Genomic DNA, 20,000 nt, shown 5'->3' with positions numbered 1-20,000 from the left:
GATATCAGCCCGTCCGGCCCGCTCTCCAAAGCTTCGGGCCCGAATCTTCAACAAACTGTTGACGCCCTCAGGGGGCGTCCCTACGCTCCAACATGCGGAAGTCAACTTCCCTCGCATGCCTCGCACGAAAGGTCACCATGTCGAAGCCCACGCAGAAGGCAGCGACTCTCACCACCGAGTCGGGCGCCCCCGTCGCTGACAACCAGAACGCTGCCACCGCCGGCGTCGGCGGCCCCCTCCTGCTGCAGGACCAGCACCTGCTGGAGAAGCTCGCGCGGTTCAACCGTGAGCGCATCCCGGAGCGCGTCGTGCACGCCCGCGGCTCCGGTGCCTACGGTTACTTCGAGGTGACCGACGACGTCTCCGGCTGGACCAGCGCGCACTTCCTCGGCGAGGTCGGCCGCCGCACCGAGACCTTCATCCGCTTCTCCACCGTCGCGGACAACCTCGGTGGCCCGGACGCCGCCCGCGACCCCCGCGGTTTCGCGCTGAAGTTCTACACCGAGGAGGGCAATTACGACCTCGTCGGCAACAACACCCCGGTGTTCTTCATCAAGGACCCGCTGAAATTCCCGGACTTCATCCACTCGCAGAAGCGTGACCCGTTCACCGGCAAGCAGGAGCCGGACAACGTCTGGGACTTCTGGGCGCACGCCCCCGAGGCCACCCACCAGGTCACCTGGCTCATGGGCGACCGCGGCATCCCCGCCTCGTACCGCCACATGAACGGCTACGGCTCGCACACGTACCAGTGGACCAACGCCGAAGGCGAAGCCTTCTTCGTCAAGTACCACTTCAAGACGAACCAGGGCATCCGCTGCCTCGACGCCGACCAGGGCGCCGAGCTCTCCGGCACCGACCCGAACAGCCACCAGACCGACCTGCTGCAGTCCATCGAGCGCGGCATGTTCCCGTCCTGGACGCTGTACGTGCAGGTCATGCCGGCGGCCGAGGCGGCCGACTACCGCTTCAACCCCTTCGACCTCACGAAGGTGTGGCCGCACAAGGACTACCCGCTGCAGCGCGTGGGCCGCCTGGTGCTGGACCGCAACCCGGACAACGTCTTCGCCGAGGTCGAGCAGTCCGCGTTCTCGCCGAACAACTTCGTCCCCGGCATCGGCCCGTCCCCGGACAAGATGCTCCAGGGCCGCCTGTTCGCCTACGCGGACGCGCACCGCTACCGCCTGGGCGTCAACCACACCCAGCTCGCGGTCAACGCCCCCAAGGCTGTTGCTGGTGGCAGTGCCAACAACTACGGCCGCGACGGTCTGATGGCCACCAACGCCTACGACCGGCACGCCAAGAACTACGAGCCCAACTCGTACGACGGGCCCACCGAGTCCGGCCAGCCGCTGTCGGCGCCGCGCCCGCTCACCGGCCACACCGGCACCCACGAGGCGCCGCAGCACACCAAGGACGACGACTTCTTCCAGGCGGGCGAGCTGTACCGGCTCATGTCCAAGGAGGAGCAGAAGCGTCTGGTGGCGAACATCGCGGGCGGCCTCTCGCAGGTCACCCGGGACGACGTCATCGAGAAGAACCTCGCGCACTTCCACGCCGCCGACACGGAGTACGGCAAGCGCGTCGAGGAGGCCGTGCGGGAGCTGCGCGACAGCTGACGCACCGGCCCGCCGCCCGGCGCGGCGGCCACGAACCGCGCGTCGGGCCGATTGGGAGGTCGGCCCGGCGCGCGTCCCCGCCACCGTTGATCCGTGATGAGGGGTGATCAACGGCGGCGGGGGCACAAGGCCCCGCCGAAGCCAGGGTGGTGGACAGCGACTACCCCTTGGTGAGGGGTGCCATGGAGGGCGTGGATCCCGGACGGTCCCGGGATCCACGCCCTTTCTCACGCCCGCACGCCCGCACGCGCCACCCCTCGCCGGACGCCCCCTTCTGTGAACTCCGCGCGAGGGCCTCCACACCGCGCACGCACCTCCGGCGCACGAGGCACACGTCTCGGGTGAACTCCCCTCGTCCCACCCGTTTCTGATCCATTTCCCTTCGGAATCCCCTTCCCGTCAGGGACGATGTGGGAAGACGCGCGCCGCCGTCCCGCCGCCGCGTCCCCCGTGCCCTACGTCCCCGCGGCCCTGGAGCGAGAAGAGATGGCAGAGAGCGTGCCCGTGCGCTGCCCCGTGTGCCGCCGCGAGCACTCCTTCGCACCCCCGGTCTATCCCTGCGCCTGCGGCGCCCCCGTCACCCTCCCGCTGCTGCGCGAGGCCGCGCCCGTACGCGTGCTGCACCGCACCTGGGAGGGGTCCTGGGTGGAGGCGCGGTGCGGGTCCTGCGGCACGGCGGCCGAGTGGCCGCAGCCCGAACTGGGCTGTGACTGCGGCACGTTACTGCGCATCCCCGTCGCCCGGGCGCGCGGGCGCGGGGAGCTGGGCCCGCTGCGCGCCGCACCCCCGGGGCCGGCCCCCGGCGCCCCCGCCGCCCCCGGCACCCGGAGCGCCGCCCCGCGCGAGCGCCCCGCCTTCCGGCCCGTGACGATCCGCACCGGGCAGGACGCCAAGACCGCCGCCGCGCAGTACCTGCGCTGGCTCGGCTTCACCGAGATCCGCGTCGCCGACAAACGCCCCGCCTCCGGCGTGGACCTGCGCGGACCCGGCATCGTCGCGCACGTCGACCCGACGACGTCCCCCACGGCGCTGCGGGAGATAGAGACCCTCTGGCTGAACGGCCTCAACGAGTCGGCGCTGGCGGTGTGTTTCTCCCTCGCGGGGTACAGCAGGGAGGGCCGGGTCCGCGCGGACGAGCTGTCCGTCGCGCTCTTCGTCCTCGACCTGACGGGCACCCCGCAGCCGGTGAACGACCCGGCCGACGACCTCATCCGCACCACGGCCTGACCGGGGTCGCGCCCCGCGCCGCTCAGCCGGACTGGATCAGCCCGAGCACGTTCCCGTCCGGATCGGTGACCGAGGCGACCAGCTTGCCGCCGCCCACGTCCCGTACCGGATGGACCTCCTCCGATCCGGCGTCCACCAGGGCCCGGAGCGCGGAGCCGACGTCGTCGACGTGCCAGTAGCCGACCGGCCCCGTCATGCCGTGCTCGTGGCCGTTGGGGTCGAGACCGATGTCCTGGCCCCCGATGCTGAAGCCGACGTAGTGCGGGGTGTCCATGTACGGCGTCACCCCCAGCAGGGCGGTGAAGCGCTCCTTGGCCCGCTCCAGGTCCCGCACGGGGTAGATGACCGTCCTCATGCCCTGGGTCACGGCGTCCTCCTCGTGGCCGTCCTCCACGGCGACGGTAAGCGCTCCGTCACGGCGGCGCCCGCTGGAGGCCGCGCGCCCCCGCCGGAGGGGCCTCCGGCGGGGGCGGGGCGCGTCAGCGGTTCTCGCGGTACTCGTCGCCGGGTGTGCGCGCCGCGTGGTCGCGCAGCTCGACGCGGCGGATCTTGCCCGAGACGGTCTTCGGCAGCTCCGCGAACTCGATCACCCGGACCCGCTTGTACGGCGCCAGCGCGGCCCGCGAGTGCTCGAACAGCGCCCGCGCCGTCTCCTCCCCCGGGTGCCAGCCCTCGGCGCACACCACGTACGCCTTCGGCACGGCCAGCCGCACCGGGTCCGGCGAGGGCACCACGGCGGCCTCGGCCACCGCCTCGTGCTCCAGCAGGGCGCTCTCCAGCTCGAACGGCGAGATCTTGTAGTCGGACGCCTTGAAGACGTCGTCGGAGCGGCCGACGTAGGTGAGGTACCCGTCCTCGTCCCGGGAGCCGATGTCGCCGGTGCGGTAGACGCCGTCGGCCATCACCTCGGCGGTGCGCTCGGGGTCGCCGTGGTAGCCGGTCATCAGGCCGACGGGGCGGTGCGCCAGGTCGAGGCAGATCTCGCCCTCGTCCACCCCCTGCTCGCCGGTGACGGGGTCGACGAGGGTGACCTCGAAGCCGGGCATCGGGCGGCCCATGGAGCCCGTCTTCAGGTGCTGCCCGGGCGAGTTGGCGACCTGCACGGCCGTCTCCGTCTGCCCGAATCCGTCCCGGATGGTGACGCCCCAGACGCGGCGCACGTGCTCGATGACCTCCGGGTTGAGCGGCTCCCCCGCGGCGACGACCTCGCGGGGCACCTTCCGCAGCCGGGTCAGGTCGGCCTGGATCAGCATCCGCCACACCGTCGGCGGCGCGCAGAAGCTGGTGACGCCGGCGCGGTCCATCTCGTCCATCAGCCGCGGGGCGTCGAACCGCGTGTAGTTGTGGATGAAGATGGTCGCCTCGGCGTTCCACGGCGCGAACAGGTTCGACCAGGCGTGCTTGGCCCAGCCCGGGGACGAGATGTTCAGGTGCACGTCGCCGGGGCGCAGCCCGATCCAGTACATCGTCGCCAAGTGGCCCACGGGGTAGGAGACATGGGTGTGCTCGACGAGCTTGGGCCGCGCCGTCGTGCCCGAGGTGAAGTAGAGCAGCAGCGTGTCCTCGGCGCGGGTGGGCCCGTCGGGCGTGAACTCGGCCGGTGCGGCGGCGGAGTCGGCGTACGGTTCCCAGCCCTCCGTCCAGGGGCCGACGGCGATCCGGGTGTAGTCGCCCGGCACGTCGGCGAACTTGCCGGTGTCGGCGGACCGGACGACCACGTGCCGGGCCCGGCCGCGCTCGATCCGGTCGGCGAGGTCGGCGGCGCCGAGCAGCGGGGTGGCCGGGATGACGACGGCCCGCAGCTTCATGCAGGCGAGCAGGGTCTCCCACAGCTCGACCTGGTTGCCCAGCATGACGACGACGCGGTCGCCCGCGCCGACTCCCCGCTCCCGGAGCCAGTTGGCCACCCGCGCGGAGCGGTCCCGCATCTCGGCGAAGCTGAACCTGCCCTCGGAGCCGTCCTCCTCGACGATGTGCAGTGCGGTACGGGTGTTGCCCTCGGCGAGGGTGTCGAACCAGTCCAGTGCCCAGTTGAAGTGCTCGGGCCGGGGCCAGACGAACTCCTCGCGGGCGGCGGTGTAGTCGGTGCGGTGCCGCAGCAGGGTGTCGCGGGCCTGTCTGAAAGCCGAGGCGTCGGGGGGCGGGGCGGCCGTCATCTCTTCTCCTCCGGGGCGGTTCCTCGGCTGCGCGAGGGGCGGCGCAGCCGCGCTGGGGACATCCTGGCTCCGGTGATCGCCCGCGCACCACCCCCGGGCACCGGTACGGCGCGGCGCGGGAGGTGACGGCCGGGTGGTCCGGGACGGCGAAAACCCGTGGAGCGGGCGCGAGTTGACTGCGAGGCTGGCTCCCATGCCGAACACCGGAACCGACGGCGCGCCGCACCGTCCGAGCACCCCGCGCCGCGCGATCACCCGGGTCAACCCCGACGAGCTGCACGCGACGCCGGGCTACCACCACGTCACCGTCGTCGAGGCCGGGCGCACGGCCTATCTCGCCGGGCAGTGCCCGCTGGACCACGCCGGCGGGATGGTCGCACCGGACGATCCCCAGGCGCAGGCCGGCCAGGTCGCGGCGAACGCGCTCGCGGCGCTGGCGGCGGTGGGGGCCGCTCCCGAGCAGGTGGTGCGCTCGGTGATCTATGTGGCGAGCGCGGAGCGGGAGGTGCTGGTGTCCGTCTGGGACCGGCTGCTCGACTCGCCGCTGGCCCCCGCGTTCACCTCGGCCAGCACCCTGCTCGGCGTCGCCCAGCTGGGCTTCCCCGGCCAGCGGGTGGAACTCGACCTCACCGTCGCCCTGGACGACTGACCGGCCCCGGACACACCTCCGCCCGGCCCTCGACGCAAACTATTCAAGTTTGACCACCCGCCTCCGCCGCAGTACCTTCGGGCCCCCGAAACCCACCCCCGGGAGGCCACCGTGCAGCACACCGACGAGACCGACCCGTACGCGCGGGAACGCGCCGAACTGGAGGACTGGTTCGCGCGGTACGACGCGCACGCCGAGCGGGGCGACGTCGAGGCCATGGCCGCGATGGCGCTCTTCCCGCTCAACCTGGTCACCGACGAGGACGGAGCCCCCGGCTCCGGCTGCGCGGCGCAGTGGGACCGGGAGCGGTACCTGAGCACCATGTCCCGGGTCATGGGCGCCTCGGGAGACGAGGAGGTGCGCTTCACCTCGGAGCGCACCCCGCACTTCCTCGGCCGCTCCCTCGCCGTCGTCCACACCGACTCCGCCATGACCGCCGGCGGCCGCACGACGCGGATGCGCTACGCCGACGTCCTCGTGAAGCAGGACGGCTCCTGGTACTTCCAGACCATGGTCCAGAGCGGCTGGGCCGCCGCGCTGCGCGGCGAGGAAGGCTGACACCCCGGGGCCGCACCCGGCCCCGGCAGGAGGATGCTGGAGGGCATGTCCACACCAGCCCCGTTCTCCCCGCCCCCGGAAGGGGGGAGCCTCTCCCGCCGCCGGCGGACGGCCGTCCTGGCGATCTGCTGCATGAGCCTGCTGCTCGTCAGCCTCGACAGCACCGCGCTGAACGTCGCCCTGCCCGCGCTCCAGCGGGAGTTGGACGCCTCGGTGTCCGGCCTCCAGTGGGTGATCGACGCGTACACCCTCGTCCTCGCCTCGTTCCTGATGCTCGCCGGGTCCACGGCCGACCGGATCGGGCGGCGGCGGGTGTTCCGGGCCGGGCTGGCGCTGTTCACGGCCGGTTCGCTGCTGTGCGCGCTGGCGCCCGGGCTCGGCTGGCTCGTCGCCTTCCGCACGGTGCAGGCCGTCGGCGGCTCGATGCTCAACCCGGTGGCGATGTCGATCATCACCAACACCTTCACCGAACCCCGCGAACGGGCCCGCGCCATCGGCGTGTGGGGCGGCGTCGTCGGCATATCCATGGCCGCGGGCCCGCTGCTCGGCGGCGCGCTCGTGGCCTCCGTGGGATGGCGCGGGATCTTCTGGATCAACCTGCCGGTCGGGCTGGCCGCGCTGCTGCTCACCACCCTCTTCGTGCCCGAGTCCCGGGCACCGGCGGCCCGACGGGCCGACCCCGTCGGGCAGTTGCTGGTCGTCCTCGCCCTCGGCTCGCTCACCTTCGGCATCATCGAGGGCGGCGGTTCCGGCTGGACCTCCCCCGCGATCCTCGGCTGCTTCGCGCTCACGGCCGGGTCCCTCGCCGTCCTGGTCCGCTACGAGCGGCGGCGCCGCGAACCCCTCATCGAGCTGCGCTTCTTCCGCAGCGTCCCGTTCAGCGGCGCGACCGTCACCGCCGTGGTGGCCTTCGCCGCGCTCGCCGGGTTCCTCTTCCTCAACACTCTTCATCTCCAGAACGCGCGCGGCATGTCCGCCTTCGAGGCCGGGCTGCACCTGCTGCCCATGGCCGTCCTGACGGGCGTGTGCGCGCCGCTGTCCGGGCTGCTCGTCGCCGCGCGCGGCGCCCGGCTGCCGCTGGTGCTCGCCGGGGTGGGCATGACGGCCGGTGGCGTGCTCTTCGCCGGGTTCCACGCCGAGAGTTCGGACGCGCTGCTGTTCACCTCGTACGTCCTGTTCGGCGCCGGCTTCGGGCTCGTCAACGCGCCCATCACCAACTCGGCCGTCTCCGGCATGCCCCGCGCCCGCGCCGGGGTCGCCGCCGGCATCGCCTCGACCAGCCGCCAGGTCGGCTCCGCGCTCGGCGTCGCCGTCATCGGCGCGGCGCTCGCCGCGGGCCGGTCCGGCACCGGCTGGTGGATCATCACCGGCTGCGGACTGGCCGTCCTCGCCCTCGGGTTCCTCACCACGGGACGCCGCGCTCGCGCCACCGCCCAGCACGTCACCGACACGGCACCCGTCTGCGGGACGAAAGCGCCGGAGCCGGGACGGGCGGGGAGCTGACGGCGGTCAGCCGCGTACGCCGGTCGCGCCCCTGCGGTAGTCGAAGGCAACCGGGTCACCGTCGACGACGACGCGCTCGCCGGGGCGGACCGTCCGCGCCGTGCCGTCCAGCGACCGCACCCGGTGGACGCCGGCGTCGGCCGTCGTGGCCGCCGGGCCGCGCGCCGACCAGCGGACGGCGAACGTGCTGCCGTCCCGTACGAAGGTGCACGAGTACACGCCCTTCGGCAGGCCGAAGGACATGCCCTGGCCGCAGGCGGTGATGCCGGCACCGTCCAGCCACTCCGCCAGCCGCCCCATCCGCAGGCCCGCCTCCGTCGGCGGCCCGCCCGCGAGCTGGACGACGAGGGGCACGTCGGCGCTGCCCCAGGCGTAGAAGTAGCCGCGGGTCAGGTTGTCGTCGCTCGCGTACAGGCCCGCGAGGTAGTAGCGGGGCGCGTAGCCGCGGGCGCGGGCCGCGCCGAGCGGCGGGGCGAGCGCGACGCTCCGGTCGGGGCCGGTGTTCCACAGCTCCAGCTCGCTCTGCTCCTCCTCGAAGAACAGCCGGTTCACCACCCGCGTCAGCTCGATGACGTCCTCCGGCCTGCCGTCGGGACGGCGCGGCGGCATCTTCAGCGCGGCCACGTCGCAGTGGTCGTACGCGCCGGTCCGCACGAACTCCCGCAGCCGCTCCCGGCCTTGCTCCGTCCACAGCGCGCCGAAGGAGGGGCACACCACGCGCGCCAGCGGGTCACCGTCCCGGATGATCCCGGCGGCCCGCTCCACCATCTCGGCGAGCGTGCCGAGACCGCCCGCGTAGTGCAGCCGGTGGCTCGGGTAGTCCCACAGTTCGTACGCCTCGATCCGTCCGCGGTAGCGGGTGACGAGCCGGGTCACGAAGCGGTCCCAGTCCCGCAGGTCGTCCGGCGGGGAAGCGCCGGCGTCCCGGTACGCGGAGCCCGCGCCGTCCGGCGCCGCCCACGGTGGGGTGCCGCCGATGGTGAACAGCACGGGCAGGCCCCGCCGTTCGGCAGCCCGTACCAGCCGGTCCAGCGTCGCCCACCGGTACACGCCCCGCTCCGGCTCCAGCAGACTCCAGCGCGTCCCGCTCTCCCACAGCCGGACGGAGCCCACCCGGAACGACGGCATCCGCCCCTGGTCGTCGCTCAGCGACATCCCGAAGAACGCCGACTCCACCGGCCGCGGCGCGCTCCCCCAGTACGGCCCCTCGGGACGCTGCCGCTCCCCCGCGCCGCCCGTCGCTCCACTGCCCGTCACGCGGCCGTCCGCCGTCTCCCGCCCGGTCTCCGTCCCGCCCGGCCGCTGGGCCCACATGCCGCTGGACACCGTGGTCAGCGCGAGCACGGCCATCAGCGCCGCCAACCGCAGCCAGGCGTACGGACGTAAGGCCCGCACGCCGTCCTGCCGGGGGACGGGACGGAGGGGAGCGGGCGGGCACGGCGCCCCGGGCCCGGGGCGTGCTTCCGGGACGGGGACGGGCTCCGGCTCCGGAGCCGTCCCTTCCGTCCCCCGCTCGCCTGCGGCGGTGCGGGACCAGGCGCGGAAGAGCTGGTCGAGTTCCTGCCGCGTCGCGCCGCTCACACGGGCGATCCGTTCGATCGCGCCGAACGACGGCGGCACCGTCGTCCCCCGGCAGTACCGGTGCAGTGTGGAGCCGCTGAGTCCGGTGCGGTGCGCGAGTGCCGCGTAGCTGCGGCCGCTGCGCCGCTTCAAGTCCTCCAGCAGCTCGGCCAGTTCCCCGGGGCCCGGCGGGCCCTGCCTCTGTCCCGTCGACGACATGGCGTCCCCCGAATCGTCATCCCCCGTGCGCGGTACGCCCGTTCCGGCTCCCGTTCCCGGCGCGCCGCCCGTCCCGTGGCGGCGTCCCACCGCCCGTCCCGGCGTCCCACCGCGGCACGTCACGGCAGTCGGCGGCCGTCCGGGCGTCCCGCTGTCCCAAGTCCCCGTTCTCCCTTGCCAGGGAAGCAGCACACACAGCAAGGTCACAGCAGTTTCGACGGCCGCCCCTCTTTCGGGGGGCGCACGGCCGTGCTCGGGCGGCCCGCAAGGCGCCGCCGCGCCGCACGGCGCACCGCACATCGGGGGAGAACAGACCATGCTGCGCCTGCACTTCACCGCAGTCGACATCGCCCGCACCCACGTCGCCGACGGCCCCGACCCGCTCTGGGAAACGCTCCTCAGCCTGCAGGAACTCCAGGAACGGGAGCCCGACCCCACCCTCGCCACCTGGCGCGGACAGGTCCTGCGCTCGGCCCGCACCCCGCTGCGTGCACTGCTGCCACTGGCCCCCGTACGCGGCTACTCCCCCGACTTCCTCACCCCGCCCGAGGGATCGAACGGACTGGAGGCCGGACTCGACGCACTGCTGTCGACCCCGCGCACCGAACTCCGCGCCCAGATCGGCCGGCTGGCCGAGAACGGCCCCCTCTCCCCGTGGACGCGTTCCCTGGCCGAGGGATCGGCGACCGCGCTGCGAGCGCTGGAGGCCGCCCTGCGCGACTACCGGCGCACCGCACTCGGCCCGTCCTGGCCGCGCGTCCGCGCCCGCACCGAGGCCGACCGCGCCTGGCGGGCCCGCACCCAGTGGTACGGCGGGACGGAGGCCATGCTGCGCACCTTCACGCCGCTCATGCGGTGGGACGGTTCCGTACTGGAGGCCGACTATCCCGTCGACCGGGACGTCGAACTCGCCGGGCGCGGACTGCTGTTGGTGCCCTCGTACTTCTGCCGCCGCACACCCGTCGCCCTGGCCGACCCGGCGCTGCCGCCCACCCTCGTCTACCCGGCCGAACGCGTCCCGGCCACCGCACCGCCCGGCGGCCCCCACCCGGCCGCGCTCCCCGGCACCACCGTCGACGCGGGCGGGCCGCACCTGGCACGCCTGCTCGGGCACACCCGCGCCGCCGTCCTCCAGTCCCTCGGCGGCGAGTGCACCACCAGCGAACTCGCCCTCCGCGCCGGGGTGTCGGTCTCCTCCGCCAGCGAGCACGCCGCCGTGCTCCGCGCCGCCGGCCTCATCACCAGCACCCGCCACCGCAACGCCGTCCGCCACACCCTCACCCCCCTCGGCCTGGCCCTCCTCGGCCCGGCTCACGGCACGGCACGCCCGGGTGCGGCGGGGCGGGGGCTGCGGCTTCCGGCCTGACGCGGGCCACGCCTGCCTCAGTCGGCCCCGGCTCCCGGCACCCCGTACCACCCCGCCAGCACCCGTACCGCCTCGGTGACGGCCTCGCGGAGGTCCGGAGGGCCGAGGGTTTCCGCCTCCGGGCCCAGCCACAGGAGGTCGGAGACGGCGACGGGGAGGGACTCGACGGGGAGGTGGACGTGGCGCCAGCCGTCGTCGTCCGGGGGGCCGGCCTCGTTGAGGGCGCGGGTGGCGGGGGTGCCGAAGCGGACGGGGAGGAGGCGCCGGCCGCGTGGGGAGACGCGCAGGTGGGCGGTGTGCTGGTGGAGGGCCGAGGTGAGGCGGCGGGAGGCCGCCTCCCAGTAGGCGGTGAGGTCGAACTCCGGTGGGCGCGCGAAGCGTTCGCCGGTGTGCTCGGCGGCGAGGAAGCGGGAGACCCGGTAGGTGCGCGCGTCGCCGTCGGGGGCCGCGGTGCGGGCCACCAGGTACCAGATGCCGCCCTTCAGGACGATGCCGAGCGGGTGGATCTCCCGGTGCGTCTCCGCGCTCCAGCTGCGGTAGTGCACGCGCAGCACACGCTGGTCCCAGACGGCTCCGGCGACGGTCTCCAGTTGCGGCACCTCGTCGGCGTCCCGGAACCAGCCGGGCGCGTCCAGATGGAAGCGTTCCCGGACCCGCCGCGCGTGCTCGCCCGAACCCCCGGGCAGGGCCGCCTCCAGTTTGCGGCGCGCGGTGGCCAGCACCATGCCGAGGCCCAGGTCGCGCGCGGGGCCGGGGGCACCGACGAGGAACAGGGACGCGGCCTCCGCCTCGCTCAGCCCGGTGAGCCGGGTGCGGTAGCCGTCCATCAGCGCGTAGCCGCCCGCCGGTCCGCGCTCGGCGAGGACGGGGACGCCGGAGGCCCCGAGGGCCTCGATGTCGCGGTAGACGGTGCGGACCGACACCTCCAGTTCCGCGGCCAGTTCGGGCGCGGTCATCCGCCCGCGGTTCTGGAGCAGCATCAGCAGGGACAGAAGCCGGTCGGCACGCATGGTGCCATTCTCGCGCCGTACCTGACAGAAGGTGTCAGGTACCGGCGACAGGCTGTGCGGGCAGCGCGGGAAGCGGTCCCGCGCCTCTTGGGAGGGAACGTTCATGAGCACGCACACGGCAGGCCACTTCACCTACGCGGACTGGCGGGAGAGCCCGGCGGGCGGGCAGGGCGCGGGCCCCCGGCTGGCCCGCGCCTCGGTCACCAACTCCTTCGCGGGCGGCGTCGAGGCCGCGGACACCACCTGCGAGTACACGATCGTCTACGTGACGGAGAAGACCGGCACGTTCACCGGCCTCCAGCTGTTCGCGGGCCGACTGGACGGCCGGGAGGGCGCGTTCACCGTCGAGGAGCGGGGCGGCTTCGGCGAGGACGGCACCGTGCACGGCACGTTCACCGTGGTGCCCGGGTCCGGCACCGGGGAGCTGACGGGGCTGCGGGGCACGGGCGGCTTCACCGCGCGGCACGGCGAGCCGTCCGTCCCGTACACCTTCGACTACGAACTGCCCGGCTGACGGCGGGAGTCGGCGCCGCGCTCAGGCCACGGACCCGATGCGGCCCGCCGGGGGCGAGGCGTCGTGGTGGATGGGGGTGTGGGCGCCGGTGAGCGGGAGGCCGGTGCCGCCGCGCCGGGAGGCGATGATCTCGGCGGCGATGGACAGGGCCGTCTCCTCGGGGGTGCGGGCGCCCAGGTCGAGCCCGATCGGCGAGTGCAGCCGGGCCAGTTCGAGCTCGCCGACGCCGATGTCGCGCAGCCGGGCGAGGCGGTCCTCGTGGGTGCGGCGGGAGCCCATGGCGCCGATGTAGGCGACGGGCAGCCGCAGCGCGCGCTGGAGCAGCGGCACGTCGAACTTGGCGTCGTGGGTGAGGACGCAGAGGACGGTGCGGGCGTCCAGCGCGCCGTCCTGGGTGTCCAGGTACCGGTGCGGCCAGTCGCACACCACCTCGTCGGCCTCGGGGAAGCGGGCGCGGGTGGCGAAGACGGGGCGCGCGTCGCAGACGGTGACCCGGTAGCCGAGGAAGGACCCGGCGCGCACCAGGGCGCTCGCGAAATCTATGGCGCCGAAGACGAGCATCCGCGGCGGCGGGACGCTGGCCTCGACGAGGAGGGTGACGGGCTGCCCGCAGCGGCTGCCGTCGGCGCCGATCTCGACGGTGCCGGTGCGTCCGGCGTCGAGCAGGGCACGGGCCTCGACGGCGGCGGTCGCGTCCAGCGCGGACGGCCCGCCGAGGCCTCCGGTGATGCTGCCGTCGGCGCGTACCGACAACGCGAGGGCCGCGCCGGTGAGTTCGGCCGGGCCCTCGACGACACGGGCCACGGCCGCCGCCTCGCCCCGCGCCGCGACGGCGAGCGCGAGGGCGAAGGCGGCGCGGCGGGCACCGGCGGCCGGGACCGGGGTGACCATCACGTCGAGGACGCCGCCGCAGGTGAGGCCCACGGCGAAGGCGTCCTCGTCGCTGTAGCCGAAGCGTTCGACGACGCTGCCGTCGCCGCGTCCCTCCGGGTCGGCCGTGGCCGCCCGGAGGGACTCGCGGCACAGCTCGTAGACCGCGCCCTCGACACATCCGCCGGACACGCTGCCGACGGCCTCGCCGTCGGCGTCGACGGCGAGCGCGGCACCCGGCTGGCGGGGCGCGCTGCCGCTGACGGCCACGACGGTGGCGACGGCGAAGTCGCGCCCCTCCTCGCACCACTGGTGCAGTGCGTCGGCGATGTCCAGCATCGGTTTCTCCTCACGGGATGGTGGCGTCGTAAGAAGGGCGGGCGGCGGTCCGGCGGTGCGGTGCCGGTTACTTGACGCCCAGCCACCCTTCTATCGGGCTGAGTGCGAAGTAGACGAGGAACACGAGCGAGAGGCCCCACATCAGCCAGCCCGGCTCGCGCCACTTGCCCTGGACGGCCTTGAGGACGACGTAGCTGATGCAGCCGGCGGCGATGCCCGCGGTGATCGAGTACGCGAACGGCATGATGACCGTCGTCAGGAAGACCGGGATGGCCGTACCCGGGTCGTTCCAGTCGATGTGCTTGGCGTTGGTCATCATCATCGAGCCGATGACGACCAGCGCGGCGGCCGCGACCTGGGTGGGGATGACCTGGGCCAGCGGCGTGAAGAACAGGCAGAGGGTGAAGCCGAGTCCGGTGACGACGCTGGCGAAGCCGGTGCGCGCGCCGTCGCCGACGCCCGCGGTCGACTCGACGAACACCGTCTGGCCGGAGGCGCCCGCCACACCACCGATGACGCCGCCCGCGCCGTCGATGGCGAGGGCCTTGTTGAGGCCCGGCATCCGCCCTTCCTTGTCGGCGAGGTCGGCCTGCTGGCCGATGCCGATGATGGTGCCCATGGCGTCGAAGAAGCCCGCCAGGACGAGGGTGAAGACGATGACGCCGACGGTGACGGCGCCGACGTCGGCGATCCCGTCGAAGGAGATGTTGCCCAGCAGCCCGAAGTCGGGGGTGCTGACGACGGAACCGGTCAGCTCGGGCGCGTTGCGGCCGCCCCAGTCCTTCTTGTCGAGGCCGAAGACCTGGTGCACGACGGCCGCGAGGACGGTGCCGCCGACGATGCCGAGCAGGATCGCGCCGGGCACCTTGCGCACCTGGAGCATGAAGATCAGCAGCACCGTCACGGAGAAGCAGAGCACGGGCCAGCCGGTGAGCATGTCGGCGGTGCCGAGCTGGATGGGCTTCTCGCCCGCGACGCCGCCGGGGCCGCCCATGCTGGTCACGAAGCCGGCCTGGACGAGGCCGATGAGGCAGACGAACAGGCCGATGCCCATGGTGATGGCGTGCTTCATGGCCAGCGGGATCGCTTCCATGATGAGCCGCCGCAGGCCCGTGACGACGAGCAGGATGATGATGCCGCCGTAGATGACACACATGCCCATCGCGTTGGCCCAGGTCATCTCCGGGGCGACCTGGAACGCCATGACGGCCGAGACGCTGAGGCCGGCGGCCAGCGCCAGGGGCACGTTGCCGATGAAGCCCATCACCAGGGTCGTGGCGGCCGCGGCGAAGGCCGTCGCGGTGGTGACCTGCCCGCCGTCCAGGGTGGCCTTCTCCGCGTCGGGGACGGAGAGGATCACGGGGTTGAGCAGGACGATGTACGCCATCGCCATGAACGTGGTGATGCCGCCCCGTACCTCGCGGCCGAGGGTGGAGCCCCGGTCGGAGATGTGGAAGTACCGGTCGAGCCAGGAGCGTCCGGCGGGGACGCGGGATCCTGATCCCGCCTCCTCCGCCGAGGTCTCCGGCGCTACCTTCGAATCGGACATGGTGTGCGCTCTCCCAAGGTTCATAGGGGCACCCCGCCGGGTGGCGGGGATTCGGGATGCACGGCCCGGGGGACGGCCCGAGACGAACGAGAGGGTGCCCGATGGCGTCGCCCGCGCGGGCGAGGCCGCGATGCGTGTCGCCCGGCGCGGGGTGGGCGCCCTCTGTGGGGGGTCGCTGACCCGAGGAAGCGTGGGCCCGGGGTGAACCGGGGGCCTGTCGGGGGTCGGTGACCGGTGCGGTACCGCGGGAGCGGTCCCGCCGCGCGGCACGGTGACGCGTGGGGAAGCGGTGCCGCGCGATGGTGCGGTGGTACGGAATCGCTCTCCTTTCCGGATGGTGCGGTGACACCTGCCCGGAAGGGGAGAAGGCGCCGGGAGCCGCGGGTGCGGCTCCGGACGGCGTGCGGGGGTCGCGGTGCTCCGGGCCCCGGTGTGCGGCGCGTGCCCGTGCCGCGGTGTGCCGGTCCCGTGCCACCGGGACGTCGTCGCCTCCGTGTGCTTCCGGTGCGCCGGCGGCGCGTGCCCGCGCGGTCCGCGCAGGAGGGTACGCCGTCGTCGGGCGGGCCGGCCGCCGGGGGTGCGGCCGGTTCCGCCGTGGGGCGTGGGGTGCCCCGCGGACGGATGCCCGGGTGGAGGGTGCTTGCCCGTACTGGTGGTGCTTGCCCGTACTGAGTGGTGCTTGCCCGTGTGCTGTTGTGCCCGGGTGGTGGTGCGGCCCGTGGTGCGGTGGTGCCGTGCGGCTCAACTGCGGTGGTGCCGTGTGCTGTTGTGCGGTGCCGGCCGTCGGCCGGGGGCGGTCCGGGTCGCGGCCCGTCCCCGGCCTGCGGTGCGGCTTACGTGCCCGTGAGGTGCTCGGGGCGGACGGGCACGCGGTCGAGGGCCAGCCCGGTCGCCTGCCGGATGGCGGAGACCACGGCGGGCGTGGAGGAGAGGGTCGGCGCCTCGCCGATGCCGCGCAGCCCGTACGGGGCGTGCTCGTCGGCGAGTTCGAGGACGTCGACGGGGATCGTCGGGGTGTCCAGGATGGTGGGGATCAGGTAGTCCGTGAAGGACGGGTTGCGGACCCGGGAGTTCGGGTCCACGACGATCTCCTCCATGACGGCGAGCCCCAGCCCCTGCGTCGATCCGCCCTGGATCTGGCCCACGACGGACAGCGGGTTGAGGGACTTGCCGACGTCCTGCGCGCAGGCCAGTTCGATGACCTTGACCAGCCCGAGGTCGGTGTCGACCTCGACGACGGCGCGGTGCGCGGCGAAGGAGTACTGGACGTGGCCGAAACCCTGCCCGGTCTTCAGGTCGAACGCCTCGGTGGGCCGGTGCCGGAACTCCAGCTCCAGATCGACCGGTTCGTCCCCGAGCACCTCCACCAGATCGCCGACGACCTCGCCGCCGTCGGTGACGACCTTGCCGCCCTCCAGCAGGAGTTCGGCCGAGGCCCAGGCCGGGTGGTACGTGCCGAACTTGGCGCGCCCCCGCTCCAGGACCTTCTCCCGTACCGCCTCGCAGGTGTTCTTGACCGCGCCGCCCGTCATGTACGTCTGGCGGGAGGCGGAGGTGGAACCCGCGGAGCCGACCTGGGTGTCGGCCGGGTGGATGGTGACGTCGGTGACGCCGAGTTCGGTGCGGGCGATCTGCGCGTGGACGGTGACGCCGCCCTGCCCGACCTCCGCCATGGCCGTGTGCACCATGGCGACCGGGCGGCCGTTGACGACCTCCAGGCGTACCCGCGCCGTGGAGTAGTCGTCGAAGCCCTCGGAGAAGCCGACGTTCTTGATGCCGACCGCGTAGCCCACCCCGCGCACGACGCCCTCGCCGTGCGTGGTGTTGGACAGTCCGCCGGGCAGGGCCCGCACGTCGACGTCGATGCCGGTGGTGCCCGGGTCTCCGCCGGCGGGGGCTGTGGACTCCCACTGCTTCTCCGGCGGGAGCGGCATCGCCTTGATGCGGCGCAGGAGTTCGGCGACGGGTGCCGGGGAGTCGACCTCCTGGCCGGTCGGCATGATCGTGCCCTGCGTCATGGCGTTCTTCCGCCGCAGCTCGACCGGGTCCATGTCCAGGGCCTCGGCGAGCTTGTCCATCTGCGACTCGTACGCGAAGCAGGCCTGCACGGCGCCGAAGCCGCGCATCGCGCCGCAGGGCGGGTTGTTGGTGTAGAGCGCGAGCGCCTCGCCCTCGACGTTGTCGATGACGTACGGGCCCGCCGCCAGGGAGGCCGCGTTGCCCACGACGGCCGGGGACGAGGAGGCGTACGCGCCGCCGTCGAGGAGGATGCGGTACGTCATGTACAGGATCTGTCCGTCCTTCGTCGCCCCGTGCTCGTAGGTGAGCTTGGCGGGGTGGCGGTGGACGTGGCCGAAGAAGGACTCGAACCGGTTGTAGACGATCTTGACGGGCTTGCCCGTCGCCATCGCCAGCAGGCACGCGTGCGCCTGCATGGAGAGATCCTCCCGGGCGCCGAAGGCGCCTCCGACGCCCGAGAGGGTCAGTCGCACCTTGTCGGCGGGGAGGCCGAGGACAGGGGCGAGCTGGTCGCGGTCGACGTGCAGCCACTGGGTGGCGATGTAGAGGTCGATGCCGCCGTCCTCGGCCGGCACCGCGAGGCCGGACTCCGGGCCGAGGAACGCCTGGTCCTGCATGCCCACTTCGTAGTCGTGCCGGACGACGACGTCGGCCCGCTCCCTGGCCGCCGCCACGTCACCGCGCACGACCGGCTGGCGGTGCACGATGTTGGGGTGCGGGGAGTGCGGCGCGTGGTGGTCGTCCCGGTCCGGGTGCAGCACCGTCGCACCGGGGCCGATGGCGGTCTCCTCGTCGTGCACCGGCGGGAGTTCGGCGTAGTCGACCACGATCTTCGCGGCGGCGCGGCGCGCGGTCTCGGGGTGGTCGGCGGCGACGATGGCGACGGCCTCGCCGTGGTACCGCACCCGGTCCTTGGCGAGGACGGGCTGGTCGTGGATCTCCAGCCCGTAGTGGGTCACCGCGGGAAGGTCGTCGTACGTCATGACGCTGTACACGCCGGGCGTCTTCACGGCCTCGGAGACGTCGATCGAGCGGATCTCGGCGTGCGCGTGCGGGCTGCGGAGGGTGAACCCCCAGAGCATGTCCTCGTGCCACAGGTCGGACGAGTAGGCGAACTCGCCGGTGACCTTGAGGGTGCCGTCGGGCCGCAGCGTCGACTCGCCGATGCCGCCCTTGGTGCTGCTGCCCTGCGTGATGTCGGTGGGAACGCGGGTCGCTCCGGCCATGGTCAGACCACCTCTCCGGGCTGGACGCTGTCCGCACGGGCCGCGGCGAGCCGTACGGCGTCAAGGATCTTCTCGTAGCCGGTGCAGCGGCAGAGGTTGCCCGAGAGGGCCTCGCGGATGTCGGCGTCGGAGGGCTGCGGGGTGCGTTCGATCAGCTCGTCGGCGGCGACCAGCAGACCGGGGGTGCAGAAGCCGCACTGGACGGCACCGGCGTCGATGAACGCCTGCTGGATCGGGGCGAGTTCGGGCTCGCTGCCGGGTTCCGGCTTCGCCTGCCAGCGCTGCTCGTCGGCCGCCGAGGTGCCGGCGCGGGCCGCCTCCTCGGCCGTCACGCCGCCGTCGCCCGCACCGCAGGCGCCGCTCGCGCAGCCGCCGTGCGCGGCACGCTGCTTGGCGAAGTCGGCCAGGCCCTCGACGGTGACGACCTCGCGGCCCTCGACCTGTCCGGCCGCGACCAGGCAGGCGCACACCGGGTCGCCGTCGAGCCGGACCGTGCAGGAGCCGCACTCGCCCTGCTCGCAGGCGTTCTTGGAGCCGGGAAGGCCCATCCGTTCGCGGAGGACGTAGAGGAGGGACTCGCCCTCCCACACGTCGTCGGCCTCGTGCTGCCGTCCGTTGACGGTGAAGTTCACGCGCACTGTGCGCCCCCTTCGGTGCTGCCCCCGTTGACGTGTCCGCTCGCGCCGCCGGGCCGTCCCCGGTAGCTCTCCCAGGCCCAGCCGAGCGTGCGGCGGGCCATCACCCCGACGGCGTGCCGGCGGTACTTGGCGCTGCCGCGTACGTCGTCGATCGGGCTGGCCGCGCCGGAGCACAGCTCGGCGAACTGCTTGGCGACGGACGGGGTGATCGTCCTGCCGTTGTCCCAGAAACCGCCCTCCTCCAGCGCCGCGTTGAGGAACTCCTCGGCGGCGGTGGGGCGGAACGGGGTCGGCCCGGCCGAGCCGACGCCCGCGCGCACGGTGCGGCTGGACGGGTGCAGCGCGATGCCGAAGGCGCACACGGCGATGACCATGGCGTTCCGGGTACCGATCTTGGAGAACTGCTGCGGCCCGTCCGCCTTGCGGATGTGCACGGCGCGGATCAGCTCGTCGTCGGCGAGCGCGTTCCGCTTCACGCCGGTGTAGAACTCCTCCACGGGGATCATGCGGGTGCCGCGCACCGACACCGCCTCCACCTCGCTTCCGGCGGAGAGCAGCGCGGGGTGCGAGTCACCGGCGGGCGAGGCGGCGCCGAGGTTCCCGCCGACGCTGCCGCGGTTCCGGATCTGCGGCGATCCGACGGTGTGACCGGCGAGGGCGAGTCCGGGCAGTTCGGCACGGAGATTCTCGATGATCTTCGTGTAGGGGACAGAGGCACCGAGGCGTACCGTCTGCTCACCGGTCTCCCACTCGCGCAGCTCGGCCACGCGGTTGAGGTCCAGCAGGTACTCGGGACGCCGGTGGTCGAAGTTGATCTCGACCATGACGTCGGTGCCGCCCGCGATGGGAACAGCCGTGGGGTGCTCGGCCTTCGCGGCGAGCGCCTCCTCCCAGCTGGCGGGGCGCAGGAACTCCATGGTGTCTTCTCGATTCGCCTGAGTCGCTCAAGTCACGCCGTTCGCAGGGACGTTGGGAGAG

At 73.4% G+C, this 20,000-nt stretch carries 16 protein-coding genes; 7 read left to right on the top strand and 9 right to left on the bottom strand.

Annotation, left to right across the window (positions count from 1 at the left end; translation table 11 throughout):
- The first annotated feature begins 137 nt into the window (after positions 1 to 137).
- Positions 138 to 1,619, top strand: coding sequence for a catalase (locus HCC30_RS01380; RefSeq protein ID WP_169440079.1), 1,482 nt, complete (start codon positions 138 to 140; stop codon positions 1,617 to 1,619).
- Positions 1,620 to 2,105: 486 nt separating this feature from the next.
- The gene (locus tag HCC30_RS01375) at positions 2,106 to 2,846 is read left to right on the top strand and encodes a hypothetical protein (RefSeq protein WP_169440078.1); all 741 of its coding nucleotides are present in this window, start codon (positions 2,106 to 2,108) and stop codon (positions 2,844 to 2,846) included.
- A gap of 22 nt (positions 2,847 to 2,868) precedes the next feature.
- On the opposite strand, the gene HCC30_RS01370 is transcribed toward HCC30_RS01375, so the two are convergent.
- Positions 2,869 to 3,213 (bottom strand): VOC family protein, encoded by a 345-nt coding sequence (locus tag HCC30_RS01370; RefSeq protein WP_169440077.1) that lies wholly within the window; start codon positions 3,211 to 3,213, stop codon positions 2,869 to 2,871.
- Positions 3,214 to 3,325: 112 nt separating this feature from the next.
- Positions 3,326 to 5,002 carry an AMP-binding protein gene (locus HCC30_RS01365; RefSeq protein ID WP_169440076.1) on the bottom strand — a complete coding sequence of 559 codons (1,677 nt, stop codon included), beginning with the start codon at positions 5,000 to 5,002 and terminating at the stop codon, positions 3,326 to 3,328.
- 193 nt (positions 5,003 to 5,195) lie between these two features.
- Here HCC30_RS01365 and HCC30_RS01360 point away from each other — a divergent pair, with 193 nt between their 5' ends.
- From HCC30_RS01360 to HCC30_RS01350, 3 genes are all read left to right on the top strand, one after another.
- Complete coding sequence (locus tag HCC30_RS01360; RefSeq protein WP_169440075.1) at positions 5,196 to 5,651, top strand: Rid family hydrolase; 456 nt, start codon at positions 5,196 to 5,198, stop codon at positions 5,649 to 5,651.
- Positions 5,652 to 5,762: 111 nt separating this feature from the next.
- The gene (locus HCC30_RS01355; RefSeq protein ID WP_169440074.1) at positions 5,763 to 6,209 is read left to right on the top strand and encodes a nuclear transport factor 2 family protein; all 447 of its coding nucleotides are present in this window, start codon (positions 5,763 to 5,765) and stop codon (positions 6,207 to 6,209) included.
- Positions 6,210 to 6,254: 45 nt separating this feature from the next.
- On the top strand, positions 6,255 to 7,712 hold the full coding sequence (locus tag HCC30_RS01350) for an MFS transporter (protein ID WP_169440073.1): 1,458 nt from the start codon (positions 6,255 to 6,257) through the stop codon (positions 7,710 to 7,712).
- Between the two features lie 6 nt (positions 7,713 to 7,718).
- Here the strand turns inward: HCC30_RS01350 and HCC30_RS01345 are convergent, their stop codons facing one another.
- On the bottom strand, positions 7,719 to 9,491 hold the full coding sequence (locus HCC30_RS01345) for a helix-turn-helix domain-containing protein (protein WP_240979245.1): 1,773 nt from the start codon (positions 9,489 to 9,491) through the stop codon (positions 7,719 to 7,721).
- Positions 9,492 to 9,807: 316 nt separating this feature from the next.
- On the opposite strand from HCC30_RS01345, the gene HCC30_RS01340 reads away from it, so the two are divergent.
- The gene (locus tag HCC30_RS01340; RefSeq protein ID WP_169440071.1) at positions 9,808 to 10,857 is read left to right on the top strand and encodes a winged helix-turn-helix domain-containing protein; all 1,050 of its coding nucleotides are present in this window, start codon (positions 9,808 to 9,810) and stop codon (positions 10,855 to 10,857) included.
- A gap of 17 nt (positions 10,858 to 10,874) precedes the next feature.
- Here HCC30_RS01340 and HCC30_RS01335 read toward each other — a convergent pair whose 3' ends face one another.
- Positions 10,875 to 11,867: a WYL domain-containing protein gene (locus HCC30_RS01335; protein WP_169440070.1), complete on the bottom strand. Its 993-nt coding sequence runs from the start codon at positions 11,865 to 11,867 to the stop codon at positions 10,875 to 10,877.
- Positions 11,868 to 11,970: 103 nt separating this feature from the next.
- On the opposite strand from HCC30_RS01335, the gene HCC30_RS01330 reads away from it, so the two are divergent.
- Positions 11,971 to 12,381 (top strand): DUF3224 domain-containing protein, encoded by a 411-nt coding sequence (locus tag HCC30_RS01330; RefSeq protein WP_169440069.1) that lies wholly within the window; start codon positions 11,971 to 11,973, stop codon positions 12,379 to 12,381.
- Between the two features lie 21 nt (positions 12,382 to 12,402).
- On the opposite strand, the gene HCC30_RS01325 is transcribed toward HCC30_RS01330, so the two are convergent.
- From HCC30_RS01325 to HCC30_RS01305, 5 genes are all read right to left on the bottom strand, one after another.
- Positions 12,403 to 13,590, bottom strand: coding sequence for an XdhC/CoxI family protein (locus HCC30_RS01325; protein ID WP_169440068.1), 1,188 nt, complete (start codon positions 13,588 to 13,590; stop codon positions 12,403 to 12,405).
- A gap of 67 nt (positions 13,591 to 13,657) precedes the next feature.
- Positions 13,658 to 15,139, bottom strand: coding sequence for an NCS2 family permease (locus tag HCC30_RS01320; protein WP_169440067.1), 1,482 nt, complete (start codon positions 15,137 to 15,139; stop codon positions 13,658 to 13,660).
- Positions 15,140 to 15,972: 833 nt separating this feature from the next.
- Positions 15,973 to 18,384 carry a xanthine dehydrogenase subunit D gene (gene pucD / locus HCC30_RS01315; RefSeq protein WP_169440066.1) on the bottom strand — a complete coding sequence of 804 codons (2,412 nt, stop codon included), beginning with the start codon at positions 18,382 to 18,384 and terminating at the stop codon, positions 15,973 to 15,975.
- 2 nt (positions 18,385 to 18,386) lie between these two features.
- Complete coding sequence (locus HCC30_RS01310) at positions 18,387 to 19,022, bottom strand: (2Fe-2S)-binding protein (protein WP_169440065.1); 636 nt, start codon at positions 19,020 to 19,022, stop codon at positions 18,387 to 18,389.
- On the bottom strand, positions 19,013 to 19,939 hold the full coding sequence (locus HCC30_RS01305; protein ID WP_169440064.1) for a xanthine dehydrogenase family protein subunit M: 927 nt from the start codon (positions 19,937 to 19,939) through the stop codon (positions 19,013 to 19,015). Before HCC30_RS01305 ends, HCC30_RS01310 begins: the two co-directional genes overlap by 10 nt.
- Positions 19,940 to 20,000 lie beyond the last annotated feature (61 nt).

Source organism: Streptomyces sp. HNM0574 (assembly GCF_012726235.1).
Lineage (GTDB): Bacteria > Actinomycetota > Actinomycetes > Streptomycetales > Streptomycetaceae > Streptomyces.
This window is presented reverse-complemented; position numbering and strand designations above follow the sequence as displayed.

Coding starts and splice junctions, on each gene's coding strand:
- HCC30_RS01380 (WP_169440079.1), top strand. CDS start 138: ATGTCGAAGCCCACGCAGAAGGCAGCGACTCTCACCACCGAGTCGGGC.
- HCC30_RS01375 (WP_169440078.1), top strand. CDS start 2,106: ATGGCAGAGAGCGTGCCCGTGCGCTGCCCCGTGTGCCGCCGCGAGCAC.
- HCC30_RS01365 (WP_169440076.1), bottom strand. CDS start 5,002: ATGACGGCCGCCCCGCCCCCCGACGCCTCGGCTTTCAGACAGGCCCGC.
- HCC30_RS01360 (WP_169440075.1), top strand. CDS start 5,196: ATGCCGAACACCGGAACCGACGGCGCGCCGCACCGTCCGAGCACCCCG.
- HCC30_RS01350 (WP_169440073.1), top strand. CDS start 6,255: ATGTCCACACCAGCCCCGTTCTCCCCGCCCCCGGAAGGGGGGAGCCTC.
- HCC30_RS01345 (WP_240979245.1), bottom strand. CDS start 9,491: ATGTCGTCGACGGGACAGAGGCAGGGCCCGCCGGGCCCCGGGGAACTG.
- HCC30_RS01340 (WP_169440071.1), top strand. CDS start 9,808: ATGCTGCGCCTGCACTTCACCGCAGTCGACATCGCCCGCACCCACGTC.
- HCC30_RS01335 (WP_169440070.1), bottom strand. CDS start 11,867: ATGCGTGCCGACCGGCTTCTGTCCCTGCTGATGCTGCTCCAGAACCGC.
- HCC30_RS01330 (WP_169440069.1), top strand. CDS start 11,971: ATGAGCACGCACACGGCAGGCCACTTCACCTACGCGGACTGGCGGGAG.
- HCC30_RS01325 (WP_169440068.1), bottom strand. CDS start 13,590: ATGCTGGACATCGCCGACGCACTGCACCAGTGGTGCGAGGAGGGGCGC.
- HCC30_RS01320 (WP_169440067.1), bottom strand. CDS start 15,139: ATGTCCGATTCGAAGGTAGCGCCGGAGACCTCGGCGGAGGAGGCGGGA.
- pucD (WP_169440066.1), bottom strand. CDS start 18,384: ATGGCCGGAGCGACCCGCGTTCCCACCGACATCACGCAGGGCAGCAGC.
- HCC30_RS01305 (WP_169440064.1), bottom strand. CDS start 19,939: ATGGAGTTCCTGCGCCCCGCCAGCTGGGAGGAGGCGCTCGCCGCGAAG.